11 protein-coding genes are annotated in these 13,167 nt (G+C 74.8%); 9 read left to right on the forward strand and 2 right to left on the reverse strand.

The genetic code is table 11. From position 1 onward, the window contains the following. Positions 1 to 71 precede the first annotated feature (71 nt). On the reverse strand, positions 72 to 1,109 hold the full coding sequence (locus tag GL259_RS31520) for an Rv2578c family radical SAM protein (protein WP_159536671.1): 1,038 nt from the start codon (positions 1,107 to 1,109) through the stop codon (positions 72 to 74). Positions 1,110 to 1,279: 170 nt separating this feature from the next. Here GL259_RS31520 and GL259_RS31525 point away from each other — a divergent pair, with 170 nt between their 5' ends. From GL259_RS31525 to GL259_RS31560, 8 genes are all read left to right on the forward strand, one after another. Then, positions 1,280 to 1,723, forward strand: a complete 444-nt coding sequence (locus GL259_RS31525; protein ID WP_159536672.1) for an SRPBCC family protein — start codon at positions 1,280 to 1,282, stop codon at positions 1,721 to 1,723. Positions 1,724 to 1,877: 154 nt separating this feature from the next. Next, on the forward strand, positions 1,878 to 4,328 hold the full coding sequence (locus GL259_RS31530) for an MFS transporter (protein ID WP_159536673.1): 2,451 nt from the start codon (positions 1,878 to 1,880) through the stop codon (positions 4,326 to 4,328). Positions 4,329 to 4,464: 136 nt separating this feature from the next. Beyond that, on the forward strand, positions 4,465 to 5,298 hold the full coding sequence (locus GL259_RS31535) for a M55 family metallopeptidase (RefSeq protein WP_159536674.1): 834 nt from the start codon (positions 4,465 to 4,467) through the stop codon (positions 5,296 to 5,298). After that, positions 5,291 to 6,595, forward strand: a complete 1,305-nt coding sequence (locus GL259_RS31540; RefSeq protein WP_159536675.1) for a M20/M25/M40 family metallo-hydrolase — start codon at positions 5,291 to 5,293, stop codon at positions 6,593 to 6,595. The genes GL259_RS31535 and GL259_RS31540 overlap by 8 nt, the downstream gene beginning before the upstream one ends. Before the next feature lie 3 nt (positions 6,596 to 6,598). Next, entirely contained in the window at positions 6,599 to 8,563 is a 1,965-nt protein-coding gene (locus GL259_RS31545; protein ID WP_159536676.1) for a prolyl oligopeptidase family serine peptidase, read from the forward strand. Then, entirely contained in the window at positions 8,560 to 9,492 is a 933-nt protein-coding gene (locus tag GL259_RS31550) for an LD-carboxypeptidase (RefSeq protein ID WP_166461581.1), read from the forward strand. The genes GL259_RS31545 and GL259_RS31550 overlap by 4 nt, the downstream gene beginning before the upstream one ends. 43 nt (positions 9,493 to 9,535) lie before the next feature. Then, positions 9,536 to 10,090: a GNAT family protein gene (locus GL259_RS31555; protein ID WP_159536678.1), complete on the forward strand. Its 555-nt coding sequence runs from the start codon at positions 9,536 to 9,538 to the stop codon at positions 10,088 to 10,090. Positions 10,091 to 10,183: 93 nt separating this feature from the next. After that, the gene (locus GL259_RS31560; protein WP_159536679.1) at positions 10,184 to 12,184 is read left to right on the forward strand and encodes a DUF5107 domain-containing protein; all 2,001 of its coding nucleotides are present in this window, start codon (positions 10,184 to 10,186) and stop codon (positions 12,182 to 12,184) included. Positions 12,185 to 12,191: 7 nt separating this feature from the next. Here GL259_RS31560 and GL259_RS31565 read toward each other — a convergent pair whose 3' ends face one another. Beyond that, the gene (locus GL259_RS31565; protein ID WP_159536680.1) at positions 12,192 to 12,539 is read right to left on the reverse strand and encodes a VOC family protein; all 348 of its coding nucleotides are present in this window, start codon (positions 12,537 to 12,539) and stop codon (positions 12,192 to 12,194) included. Between the two features lie 108 nt (positions 12,540 to 12,647). On the opposite strand from GL259_RS31565, the gene GL259_RS31570 reads away from it, so the two are divergent. After that, on the forward strand, positions 12,648 to 13,121 hold the full coding sequence (locus GL259_RS31570) for a phage holin family protein (protein WP_159536681.1): 474 nt from the start codon (positions 12,648 to 12,650) through the stop codon (positions 13,119 to 13,121). The last annotated feature ends 46 nt before the right edge of the window (positions 13,122 to 13,167 follow it).

The following is a 13,167-nucleotide window of genomic DNA, read 5'->3' on the forward strand; positions in this document are numbered from 1 at the left end:
GAGAGGGCACCGGACGAACGCGTTCGAGCGGTTCTTGACCCGATTGCGCCGCCGGATGCGCTCGAACGCTCCTAGGTGAGCGTGAGTTGGACCGGCCCGGACACCGGGGCCTCGACCGGGCCGGGCGTCCCGGTCCGTCGCGGCATCCCCGCGTGCGCGGGGCCGATGCCGTACTCCCGGGCCAGGTCGTGCACCTGGCGGGTGATCCGGCGCTGGTACCACTTCGGGGCGTAGGCGCCGTCCGCGTACAGCCGCGCATAGCGGTTCACCAGGTGCGGGTGGTGCCGCCCGAGCCAGGACAGGAACCACTCGCGGGCGCCGGGCCGCAGGTGCAGCACCAGAGGGGTGACGGAGGTGGCGCCGGCGGCGGCGATCGCCCGTACGGTGGCCCGCAGTTGGTCCGGCCCGTCGCTCAGGAACGGGATCACCGGGGCCATCAGGACCCCGCAGCCGATGCCGTGCGCGGCGAGCGTCCGGACCACCTCCAGCCGGCGCTCCGGCGCGGGCGTGCCCGGTTCGACCGTGCGCCACAGCCGCTCGTCGGTGAAGCCCACGGAGACCGAGACGCCGACGTCGGTGACCTCGGCGGCCTGTTTCAGCAGCTCCAGGTCGCGCAGGACCAGCGTGCCCTTGGTGAGGAGCGAGAAGGGGTTCGCCCGGTCGCGCAGGGCGGCCAGGATGCCCGGCATCAGCCGGTAGCGGCCCTCCGCGCGCTGGTAGCAGTCGACGTTCGTGCCCATCGCTATGTGCTCGCCCCGCCAGTTGCGGGAGGCGAGCTGACGGCGCAGCAGCTCGGGGGCGTTCACCTTGACCACGATCTGGCTGTCGAAGCCGAGGCCGGTGTCGAGGTCCAGATAGCTGTGCGTCTTCCTGGCGAAGCAGTAGACGCACGCGTGCGTGCAGCCCCGGTAGGGGTTGACCGTCCACTCGAACGGCATGCGGGAGGCCCCGGGCACCCGGTTGAGGACCGAGCGGGCCCGGATCTCGTGGAAGGTGATTCCGCGGAACTCCGGCGTGTCGAAGGTGCGGGTGGTCACCGCCTCCGCGCCGAACAGCGCGGCGTCGGCCCGGCTGTGTTCGGAGCCCGTGGCGAGGTTCTCCCAGCGCATGACGCCTCCTCGGTAGCACTGGGCCACAGAATAGAACAAGTGTTCCTCTGATCGTGCGAGCGACATGTTCGGTCACCCTTCCGATCACAAACGGACCCCCGATTTGGGCGGCCGGGCGGGGGGTGGTTGGCTTGCCCCGACCCCGAGAACCCATGCCCTGGAGGAAAGCGATGGCGCAGGTCGAGGCCACTACGGAGCGGATCGTCGCGGCGGACGCGGAAACGGTGTTCGACGCCCTCGCCGACTACAGCGGCACGCGCGGGAGGCTGCTGCCCGAGCAGTACAGCGAGTACGAGGTCCGCGAGGGCGGCGACGGCGAGGGCACCCTCGTCCACTGGAAGCTCCAGGCCACCAGCAAGCGCGTCCGCGACTGCCTCCTGGAGGTCACCGAGCCGAGCGACGGCGAACTGGTCGAGAAGGACCGCAACTCCTCCATGGTCACCACCTGGCGGGTCACCCCGGCCGGCGAGGGCCGGTCCCGGGTCGTCGTGACCACCACCTGGCAGGGCGCCGGCGGCATCGGCGGCTTCTTCGAGAGGACCTTCGCACCCAAGGGCCTCGCCCGCATCCACGACGCGGTGCTGGCCAGTCTGGCCGCCGAGGTCGAGAAGTAGGGCGTGCGAAACGCCAAGGAACAGGCGGGAGTTGGCCTCTCACCGGTTCGAGTGATCTCTTCTTGACCTTTCCGGGTCCCGTAACTCGTCGCACTTGCTCGTAGTTGTCGCTTTCGCGCGGGAACTGTGCGCAGTGCGACGAGGGGAGCGGCACGTGGGCGGGATCACTCTGGCGCAGGACGAACCGGCCGCGGCGGACACGGCGCCGTCGGCCGGGGGGCCGCCACCGGCCCCGGAACCGGTCACGGGACCGGGGCCGAGTCCGCGCCGCGTGCGGTGGGTCTTCTTCGCGCTGATGCTGGCGCTGCTGCTCGCCGCCCTGGAGCAGATGATCGTCGCCACCGCGCTCCCGGAGATCGTCGGTGAGCTGCACGGGCTGGACAGGATGTCCTGGGCGATCACCGCCTACCTGCTCACCGCCACGATCGGCCTGCCGGTCTACGGCAAGCTCGGCGACCTGTTCGGCCGCAAGGGCGTCTTCCAGTTCGCGATCGTCGTCTTCGTCGTCGGCTCCGCGCTGGCCGGCCGCGCGTCGACCATGGACCAGCTGATCGCCTACCGCGCGGTGCAGGGCGTCGGCGCGGGCGGCCTGATGATCGGCGTCCAGGCGATCATCGCGGACATCGTGCCGGCACGGGAGCGCGGCCGCTTCATGGGACTGATCGGCGCCGCCTTCGGCCTCGCGTCGGTCACCGGACCGCTGCTCGGCGGCTACTTCACCGACCACCTCTCCTGGCGCTGGTGCTTCTACGTCAACGTGCCCTTCGGGATCGTCACGCTGGCCGTCGTCGCCGTGGCGCTCGAGCTCCCGAAGCCGGCCGCGCGGCCCCGTCTCGACGTCCTCGGCTGCCTGCTGCTGGCCGCCGCCTCCACCTGCCTGGTGCTGCTGACCAGTTGGGGCGGCACCGAGTACGCGTGGGACTCCCGCGTCGTCCTCGGCCTCGGCGCGGGCGCCGCGGCGGCCGGCCTCCTCTTCCTGGTCGTCGAGCGTTTCGCCGCCGAACCCCTCATCCCGCTCAGGCTGTTCAGGGACTCCGTCTTCAACGTCACCGGTCTGGTGGGCCTGGTGACCGGCGTCGCACTGTTCGGCGTGGCCGGCTACCTGCCGACGTACCTGCAGATGGTCGACGGGGCCACCGCCACCGAGTCGGGGCTGCTGATGCTGCCCATGACGGCCGGCATCGTCGGCGCCTCGATCGTCTCCGGGCAGCTCATCAGCCGCACCGGCCGCTACCGCCTCCACCCCGTCATCGGCTCCGCCCTCTCCGTCGTCGGCATGTGGCTGCTGTCCCGCCTCGAGACCGGCACGCCGCGGCTGCACTACGGCATCTGGACGGCGGTGCTCGGCACCGGCATCGGCATGGTGATGCCGGTGCTGATCCTCGCCGTGCAGAACTCCGTGCGCCCTTCCGACCTCGGCACCGCCACCAGCGCCCACAACTACTTCCGGCAGATCGGCGGCAGCGTCGGCGCCGCCGTCTTCGGCGCCCTCTTCGCCGGCCGGCTCACCGACGCGCTCGACGAACACCTGCCCGCACACGCGGGCGCCGCGCCGGACGTCGCATCGATCACCCCGCAACTCGTGCACGCGCTGCCGCCCGAGCTGCGCGACGCCTACATCCGGGCGTACGCCGACGCCATGCCGCGCCTCTTCCTCCACCTGGTGCCGGTGCTCGTCCTCGGCCTGCTCATCGCCTTCTTCCTCAAGGAGAAACCACTGGTGTCCCACCACGCCCCCACCGCCGACCCGGCACAGGAAGCCCCCCGCCTCACCGCGCACGTGCCACAGGCCCGCCCCCACTCCCCGGGCGGGGGGACCCCCGCCTCGCCCCGCGCGCCGTACGCGGGCGGCGTGCCCGTCTGCGGCACCGTGCAGCACCCCGACGGGACCGCCGTACCGCGCGCGGCACTCACCCTCATCGACGTCGCCGGGCAGCAGACCGGGCGGGGCGCCAGCGGCGAGGACGGGCGGTACGCGCTGGCCACGCCCGGCCCCGGGGCGTACGTCCTGATCGCCGCGGCGGGCGGCCACCAGCCGCAGGCGGTCTCCGTGACCGTCGGCGAGCGGCCCGTCGAGCTCGACGTCGTCCTCGGCGGCGCGGGCCGCCTCGCCGGCAGCGTCCTCACCGCCGACGGCACCCCGGTGCGGGACGCCGCCGTCACGCTCACCAACGTCCACGGGGAGGTCGTCGCCAGCACCCGCAGCGGCCGGGAGGGCGGCTACGTCATCACCGAGCTGGTGGCCGGCGAGTACACCCTCGCCGCGAGCGCGCCCGCCTTCCGCCCGGCCGCCCTCCCCGTCACCGTCCAGGCGGCCCGCGAGACCCGCCAGGACGTCGAACTCGCCGGCGGCGCGGTGCTGCGCGGCACGGTGCGGGCCGGCGGCGGACGCCCCGTCGAGGAGGCGCGCGTGACCCTGCTGGACGCGGCGGGCAACGTGGTCGACACCCTCACCACCGGACCCGACGGGACCTTCCGGTTCGTCGACCTCGCCTCCGGCGAGTACACCGTCATCGCCGCCGGTTACCCCCCGGTCGCCACCGTGCTCCAGGTCGCCGGCGGGGGCCGCACGGAACGTGACCTCCAACTGGGGCACGAGGACTGAGGGGCCGTCCGGGCGCGGCCGGGGCCGGGCCGCCGCCCGTCCGGTGCGTCGCGGGGCCGGGCCGCTACTGGTCTGGACCAGTGGGAGTCGTCCCCGGGCTGGCAGGGATTCGGCCGGACCACGTAGCGTGTGCCGCATGAAGATCCTCATCAGCGCCGACATGGAGGGCGCCACCGGCGTCACCTGGCCGGCCGACGTGCTGCCGGGGACTCCCCAGTGGGAGCGGTGCCGGTCGATGTTCACCTCGGACGTCAACGCGGCCGTGCAGGGCTTCTTCGACGGCGGCGCCGACGAGGTGCTGATCAACGAGGCCCACTGGACCATGCGCAACCTGCTGCTGGAGCGGCTGGACGAGCGGGCCCGGATGCTCACCGGGCGGCACAAGTCGCTGTCCATGGTCGAGGGCGTGCAGCACGGCGACGTCGACGGCATCGCGTTCGTCGGCTACCACGCGGGCGCCGGCATGGAGGGCGTCCTCGCGCACACCTTCCTCGCCAACTCCATCACCGGGGTGTGGGTCAACGACGTACGGGCCAGCGAGGGGCTGCTCAACGCGCACGTGGTCGCCGAGTACGGGGTGCCGGTGGTGCTGGTCACCGGCGACGACGTGGCGTGCGAGGACGCGCTCGGTTACGCGCCCGAGGCGCTGAAGGTCGCCGTCAAGGACCACGTGTCGCGGTACGCGGCCGTGTGCCGCACCCCCGCCCGGACGGCCGCCGACATCCGCGCGGCGGCCAAGGAGGCGGCCGCGCTGGCGGTGCGCCGGGAACCGGTCGAGGGCGGACCGTTCACCGTCGCGGTGGAGTTCGACGCCGAGCACCTGGCGATGGCCGCGACCGTCGTGCCGGGCGTGGCCCGGACCGGTGAGCGGAAGGTCGCGTACACCAGCGCGACCATGTACGAGGGGATCCGCACCTTCAAAGCGGTCACCACGATCGCCTCGGCCGCGGTGGAGGAGCAGTATGGCTGACGGGCGGGCCCTGGACGAGGTCGTGGCGTTCACGTCCGACCTGATCCGGATCGACACCACCAACCGGGGCGGGGGCGACTGCCGGGAGCGGCCCGCCGCCGAGTACGCCGCAGAGCGGCTCGCCGGGGCGGGACTGGAACCGGTGCTCCTCGAACGCACCCCCGGCCGGACCAACGTCGTGGCGCGTCTGGAGGGCACCGACCCGTCGGCCGACGCGCTGCTCGTCCACGGCCATCTGGACGTGGTGCCGGCCGAGGCCGCCGACTGGAGCGTGCACCCGTTCTCCGGCGAGGTGCGCGACGGGGTCGTCTGGGGCCGCGGAGCGGTCGACATGAAGAACATGGACGCGATGATCCTGGCCGTGGTGCGGGACTGGGCGCGCAACGGCGTGCGGCCCCGGCGCGACCTGGTGATCGCCTTCACCGCCGACGAGGAGGACAGCGCCGAGGACGGCTCCGGCTTCCTCGCCGACCGGCACGCCCACCTCTTCGAGGGCTGCACCGAGGGCGTCAGCGAGTCGGGCGCGTTCACCTTCCACGACGGCGACGGGCGGCAGCTGTACCCGATCGCGGCCGGCGAGCGCGGCACGGCCTGGCTGAAGCTCACCGCGCGCGGCCGGGCCGGGCACGGGTCCAAGGTCAACCGGGAGAACGCGGTGACCCGCCTCGCCGCGGCGATCACCCGCATCGGCGAGCACGAGTGGCCGCTGCGGCTCACCCCGACGGTGCGGGCCGCCCTCACCGAACTCGCCGCCGTGTACGGCATCGAGACGGACCTGACCGACGTGGACGCGCTGCTCGACAAGCTCGGCACGGCCGGGAAGCTCGTCGAGGCCACCGTCCGCAACAGCGCCAACCCGACCATGCTGGACGCCGGCTACAAGATCAACGTGATTCCCGGGGAGGCCGTGGCGTACGTCGACGGCCGGTACCTGTCCGGCGTCGAGGACGAGTTCCGCGCCACCATGGACCGGCTCACCGGGCCGGACGTCGACTGGGAGTTCAAGCACCGCGAGGTGGCCCTCCAGGCGCCGGTGGACTCGCCCACGTTCGCCCGGATGCGGGCCGCGGTCGAGGAGTTCGCGCCCGAGGGGCACGTGGTGCCGTACTGCATGTCCGGCGGCACCGACGCCAAGCAGTTCTCGCGGCTCGGCATCACCGGCTACGGGTTCGCGCCGCTGAAGCTGCCGGAGGGCCTCGACTACCAGGCCCTGTTCCACGGGGTGGACGAGCGCGTCCCGGTCGAGGCGCTCCACTTCGGTGTCCGCGTCCTCGACCGGTTCCTGCGGACGGCCTGAGCGGTGGGGGAGACGGTGCGGATCCTGGCGTACGGCGAGTGGCCCTCGCCCATCGACGCGGCCACGGCCGCGGCGCACGACGGCGCCCCGGAGTACGCGGGCTTCGTCGGGGACGAGGTGTGGTGGACCGAGCCCCGGCCCGCCGAGGGCGGCCGGCGCACACTGGTGCGCCGGCACGCCGACGGCACCGAGGAGACGGTGCTGCCCGCGCCGTGGAACGTGCGCAGCCGGGTCATCGAGTACGGCGGCCGCCCCTGGGCCGGGACCGTGCGGGACGACGGCCCGCTCGTGGTGTTCGCGAACTTCGCCGACCAGCGCCTGTACCGGTACGAGCCGGGCGGCGAGCCGCGCCCGCTCACCCCGGTCTCCCCGGTCGGGCAGGGGCTGCGCTGGGCCGAGCCGGTGCTGCTGCCGGAGCGCGGCGAGGTGTGGTGCGTGCTGGAGGAGTTCACCGGGGACGGCCCCAGTGACGTGCGCCGCGTCCTGGCCGCCGTGCCGCTGGACGGCTCCGCCGCCGAGGACCGTGGCGCCGTGCGCGAACTGAGCGACGGCCGGCACCGGTTCGTCACCGGGCCGCGCCCGTCGCCGGACGGACGGCGCGCCGCCTGGATCGCCTGGGACCACCCGCGCATGCCGTGGGACGGCACCGAACTGCTCGTCGCCGACGTCGCCCCCGACGGCACCCTCCGGGGCGCCCGGACGGTCGCCGGCGGACCGGAGGAGTCCGTCGCCCAGGCCGACTGGACCCACGACGGCCGGCTGCTGTACGCGAGCGACCGCACCGGCTGGTGGAACCTCTACCGGGACGGGGAGGCGGTCTGCCCGCGCGAGGAGGAGTTCGGCGGGCCGCTGTGGAAGCTGGGATCGCGCTGGTTCGCCCCGCTGGACGGCGGCCTGATCGCCGTCGTGCACGGCCGGGGCGCCGCCGCCCTCGGCGTGCTCGACCCCGAGACCGGCGAGGTCGTCGACGCCGCCGGACCCTGGACCGAGTTCGCGCCCACCCTCGCGGCGCACGGCGAGCGGGTCGTCGCCGTCGGGGCCGGCCCGCGCAGCGCCCACGAGGTGGTGGAGCTGGACACCAGGACGGGCCGGGCCCGGGTGATCGGCTCCGCGCACGAGGACGCCGTGGACCCCGCGTACTACCCCGAGCCGCACAGCCGCACGTTCACCGGGCCGGACGGCCGCGAGATCCACGCCCACGTGTACCCGCCGCACCACCCCGGATGCGCCGGTCCCGCGGACGAACGGCCTCCGTACGTGGTCTGGGCGCACGGCGGTCCCACCAGCCGGGTGCCGCTCGTGCTCGACCTGGAGATCGCCTACTTCACCTCGCGCGGCATCGGCGTGGTCGAGGTCAACTACGGCGGCTCGACCGGGTACGGGCGCGCGTACCGCAACCGGCTGCGCGAGCAGTGGGGCGTGGTCGACGTCGAGGACTGCGCCGCCGTCGCGCTGGCCCTCGCCGACGAGGGCACCGCCGACCGCGAGCGGCTCGCCATCCGGGGCGGCAGCGCCGGCGGCTGGACCACGGCCGCCTCCCTCGCCACGACCGACGTCTACGCCTGCGGCACCGTCATCTACCCGGTGCTCGACCTCACCGGCTGGGGCACCGGGGAGACCCACGACTTCGAGTCCCAGTACCTGGAGAGCCTGATCGGCCCGCGCGCGGAGGTCCCCGCGCGGTACGAGGAGCGCTCGCCCGGCGCCCACGCCGACCGGCTCACCGTGCCGTTCGTGCTGCTCCAGGGCCTGGACGACGTGATCTGCCCGCCCGTGCAGTGCGAGCGGTTCCTGGCCCGGCTGGCGGGCCGGCGGGTACCGCACGCCTACCTCACCTTCGAGGGGGAGGGGCACGGATTCCGCCGCGCGGAGACCATGGTGCGCGCCCTCGAGGCGGAACTCTCCCTGTACGCCCAGGTGTTCGGGCTGAAGGTGGCCGGCATCCCGACCCTGGAGCTCGCGGGGTGAGCCGGGTGGAACCGCTGCGACGGCCGGCCCGGCTGGCCCCCGGCGCCCGGGTGGCCGTCGTCGCGCCCAGCGGCCCGGTGCCCGAGGAGCGGCTCCGGGCCGGGCTCGACGTGCTGCGCGGCTGGGGCCTCGACCCGGTGGTGGCGCCCCATGTCCTGGACCGGCACGGCGCGTTCGGCTACCTGGCGGGCGCCGACGCCGACCGGGCCGCCGACCTGCAGTCCGCCTGGTGCGACCCGGCCGTCGACGCGGTGATCTGCGCCCGCGGCGGCTACGGCGTGCAGCGCATGGTGGACCTGCTCGACTGGAGCGCGATGCGGGCGGCCGGGCCGAAGGTGTTCGTCGGCTTCAGCGACATCACCGCGCTGCACGAGGCGTTCGCGGTCCGGCTCGGCCTGGTCACGCTGCACGGCCCGATGGCCGCGGGCGTCGACTTCACCAAGAACGCGCGGGCGCAGGACCACCTCAGGGCCACCCTCCTCGCCCCCGAGACCGTCCGCACCGTCCGCTCCGACGGGACCGCGCTCGTCCCCGGGCGGGCGCGCGGCGTCACGCTCGGGGGCTGCCTCTCCCTGCTCGCCGCCGACCTCGGGACCCCGCACGCCAGGGGCTCCGCGCGCGGCGGGCTGCTGTGCCTGGAGGACGTGGGGGAGGAGACGTACCGGCTGGACCGCTGCCTCACCCAGCTGCTGCGGGCCGGCTGGCTGGACGGGGTCGCGGGGCTGCTGCTCGGCTCCTGGGCGCGGTGCGAGCCGTACGACGGGGTGCGGGCGCTGCTAGCCGACCGGCTCGGCGGTCTCGGCGTACCGGTGGCCGAGCAGTTCGGGTTCGGGCACTGCGACGACGCGCTCACCGTGCCCTTCGGCGTCGCGGCGGAACTCGACGCGGACGCGGGGACCCTGACGCTGGACGAGCCGGCGCTGGTCTGAGCGGCCCGCGCGGGGCCCCGGGGGTCCGTCGTAGGGTGGCAGGGTGTCGCACACCGCTTCCCGTTACCTCGCCGAAGGTCCCCGCGTGGGCATACGCCACTTCACCCAGGCGGACGGCGCCGAGTTCACCGCCCGCGTGCGGGAGAGCAAGGCCCTGCACCACCCCTGGCTCTTCCCGCCGGACAGCGCCGAGACGTACGCCGCGTACGCGGGGCGGCTGATCGAGGATCCCACCAAGGCGGGGTTCCTGGTCTGCGAGAAGGCGGCGGACGGCGCCCTCGCCGGGTTCATCAACATCAACAACATCGTCGGGGGCGGCTTCCGGTGCGGGGCGCTGGGCTACGGGGCCTTCGCGCACGCGGCGGGGCGCGGTCTGATGCGCGAGGGGCTGGACCTCGTCGTGCGCCACGCCTTCGGTCCGATGCGGCTGCACCGGCTGGAGATCAACGTGCAGCCCGGCAACGCGGCGTCCATCGCCCTGGCCCGTGCCTGCGGCTTCCGCCTGGAGGGCTTCTCGCCGGACATGCTCTTCATCGACGGGGCCTGGCGCGACCACGAACGCTGGGCGATCACCAGCGAGATGACGGCCTCCGGCTGACCGCCCCCCGGGCCCCCGCCGGCACCGCGGTGTCCGCCCCTGCGCAAACCCGGCCCGTGGCGCCCCTGTTCAGGCGGGCCCGCGGCGGCTTCCATGGAGATCGTGACGACGATCCGACGTGAGGTACTGACGCTGCCCGCCGCACACCTGGGCCCCGACAACCCGCTGCCCCCGCTGCGGCCCCTCGACGAGGTGCACCGCATCGAGGACCGCGACAGGCAGGACCTGCCGCGCGACATGGCCCGGCAGATCGGCTGCGCACCCCTGCGCAGCCTGCTGCCCGTCCGCGTCCGCGACGGCTACGACCGCCGGCGCGAGCCGCGCCCGGTCGACGCCCTCGTGATCGAGAACGACCGGCTGCGCGCCACCGTGCTGCCCGCCCTCGGCGGCCGCGTCGGCTCCCTCGTCCACAAGCCCACCGGCCGTGAACTCCTCTACCGCAACCCGGTGTTCCAGCCCGCCAACTTCGCCCTCAACGGCGCCTGGTTCTCCGGCGGCATCGAGTGGAACATCGGCGCCACCGGCCACACCACCCTGTCCTGCTCACCCGTGCACGCCGCCCGCGTCCCCGCCCCCGACGGCGGGGAGATGCTCCGCCTGTGGGAGTGGGAGCGGCTGCGCGACCTGCCCTTCCAGGTCGACCTGTGGCTCCCGGAGGGCTCGGACTTCCTGTACGCCGGGGTCCGGATCCGCAATCCGCACGAGAAGCCGGTGCCGACGTACTGGTGGTCCAACACCGCCGTCCCCGAGGACCGCCGCGTCCTCGCCCCCGCCGAGGAGGCCTGGCACTTCGGCTACGGGCGCCGGCTGCGCCGGGTGCCCGTCCCGGTGCACGACGGCGTCGACCGCACCTACCCACCCCACAGCACCTACGCGGCCGACTACTTCTACGAGCTGCCCGAGCGGCGCAGGCGGTGGATCGCCGCCCTGGACGCCGACGGCCACGGTCTCGTGCAGACCTCGACCGACGCGCTGCGCGGCCGGAAGCTGTTCGTGTGGGGGAGGGGACCCGGAGGGCGGCGCTGGCAGGAGTGGCTCACCGAGCCCGGCACCGGCGGCTACTGCGAGATCCAGGCCGGGCTCGCCCGCACCCAGCTGGAACACGTCCGCCTCGAGGCCGGGAGCGAGGTGTCCTGGCTGGAGGCGTACGGCCCCCTCGACGCACGGCCGGACGGGGAGTGGACCGGCGTGCTGCGCGAGGCGGAGGACCGGCTCGAGGCGGTCCTGCCCCGCGCCGGCGTCGACGCCGCGCACGCCGCCTGGCGGCCGTACGCCGACACCGAACCAGGCGAGAGGCTCGCCACCGGTTCCGGCTGGGGCGCGCTGGAGGTGCTGCGGGCCGGCTGGAAACTGCCCGGCACGCCCTTCGACGAGGCCACCCTGGGCGAGGAGCAGGAGCCCTGGCTGCACCTGCTGCGCGCCGGATCCCTCCCCGAACCGGCGGACGGCCGGCCGCCGGGCGGGACGCTGGTCGCCCCGCACTGGCGGGACATGCTCGAGACGGCGCCCGCGACCCCGCCCTCCGGGCGGGGGGACTCCCGTCTCGCCGCGCTCACCGAGTACCACCTCGGCGTCGCCCAGTGGCACGCCGGTGACCTCGCGCAGGCGGTGCGCAGCTGGGAGCGGGGGCTGCGGCACGCCCCGTCGGCGTGGCCGGTGCTGCGCTGCCTCGCGGTCGCCGACCAGGAGGCCCGCCACCCCGAGCGGGCCGCGGAGCGCTACGCGCGGGCCTTCGACGAGCTGTGCCGGGAGCGCCGCGAGGCCGGCGACGAGGACGGCTCCTGGACCGCCGCCACCGCCGCGCTCGGGCGGGAGGCGATCGAGGCGCTGCTCGCCGCGGGACGCACGGCGGACGCGCGGTCCGTGTGGACGCGGCTGGACCCCGGGACCCGGGCGCGCGGACGGTTCCGGCTGGTCGAGGCGGGGCTGCTGCTCGCCGAGGGACGGCGCGAGGAGGCCCGCGCCGTGTTCGACGCGGGCTTCGAGGTCGCCGACCTGCGGGAGGGGGACGAGGCCGTCGGGCGGCTGTGGAACGGGCTCACCGGCGAACCGCTGCCGCGGCGCTACGACTTCCGCATGCGGCCCGCGCCCTGAGCGGCCGTCAGGCGCGGCGGTCCGCGTACTCGTAGACCGCCCCGTCGGGGTGGCGCGCGATGAGGTTGCGGCCCACCGGCGTGGGGACCGGGCCCGCGATGATGTCGGCGCCCATCTCCGCGAGCACCCGGCGGGTCTCCTCCACGTCCTGCACCGCGATGGTCGCCGCGACCCGGCGCAGCACCTCCAGTTCGGCCGCGGGGCCGCTCATCAGCAGGAAGCAGCCCACCGCGGCCACCTGGACGCCGCCCCGCTCGAACCGCAGGGCCCGGCCGCCCGCCAGACGCTCGTAGAAGGGGATGGCGGTCTCGATGTCGTCGACGCAGACGCGCAGTGTGGCACCCAGAATCTCCATGGACACGAGCCTAGTTGGGGCGGACCGGGCCGGGGACCGCTCCCGGACGGTCTCCACACCCCGCCCCCGGCGGCGTTACGCGTCCCGGCCCCCGGGTACCCGGCGGCCATGCAGCGCTTGGAGCACTTGGAGCATCTGGACAAGCACCTGGTCGACGAGTTGGCCCAGGTGGCGCGCGAGACCGTCCGCGACGAACTGCGCGAACAGACCCGCAAGCAGCGGCGCAAGGCCGCGCTGTACGCCGCGTCCGGCGCCGTGGCCCTGTACGCGGGCGCGGCCGTCGCCCTGGCCGTGGGGCTCGCGCTCGCCCTGGTCCTGCCGGACTGGGCCGCCGCGCTGATCACGGCAGTCCTCCTGGGCGCCCTCGCCCACGCCCTGCGCGGCGCCGCCCGGCCCTCGGCCCCCCGGCCCGCCCCGGGGCCGGCCGCCGTCCCCGGACAGCGGCACGCGGCCCCCGGTGCCACCGCGGCCCCGGTTCCGCCGATGCCGTCCTTCCCGCCCGCCACGGGCGCCGCACCGCCGCGACGGCCGGACGCCGGCGCCGGTGACGGCGGTGAGGGCCCCGGAGCGCCGCGGGCGTGACGCCCCGTGACCGGGGCGGAGCGGCCGCCGCGCCCGTCGTCGGCCG

Source organism: Streptomyces sp. Tu 3180 (assembly GCF_009852415.1).
Lineage (GTDB): Bacteria > Actinomycetota > Actinomycetes > Streptomycetales > Streptomycetaceae > Streptomyces.

Coding starts and splice junctions, on each gene's coding strand:
- GL259_RS31520 (WP_159536671.1), bottom strand. CDS start 1,109: ATGCGCTGGGAGAACCTCGCCACGGGCTCCGAACACAGCCGGGCCGAC.
- GL259_RS31525 (WP_159536672.1), top strand. CDS start 1,280: ATGGCGCAGGTCGAGGCCACTACGGAGCGGATCGTCGCGGCGGACGCG.
- GL259_RS31535 (WP_159536674.1), top strand. CDS start 4,465: ATGAAGATCCTCATCAGCGCCGACATGGAGGGCGCCACCGGCGTCACC.
- GL259_RS31540 (WP_159536675.1), top strand. CDS start 5,291: ATGGCTGACGGGCGGGCCCTGGACGAGGTCGTGGCGTTCACGTCCGAC.
- GL259_RS31560 (WP_159536679.1), top strand. CDS start 10,184: ATGGAGATCGTGACGACGATCCGACGTGAGGTACTGACGCTGCCCGCC.
- GL259_RS31565 (WP_159536680.1), bottom strand. CDS start 12,539: ATGGAGATTCTGGGTGCCACACTGCGCGTCTGCGTCGACGACATCGAG.
- GL259_RS31570 (WP_159536681.1), top strand. CDS start 12,648: ATGCAGCGCTTGGAGCACTTGGAGCATCTGGACAAGCACCTGGTCGAC.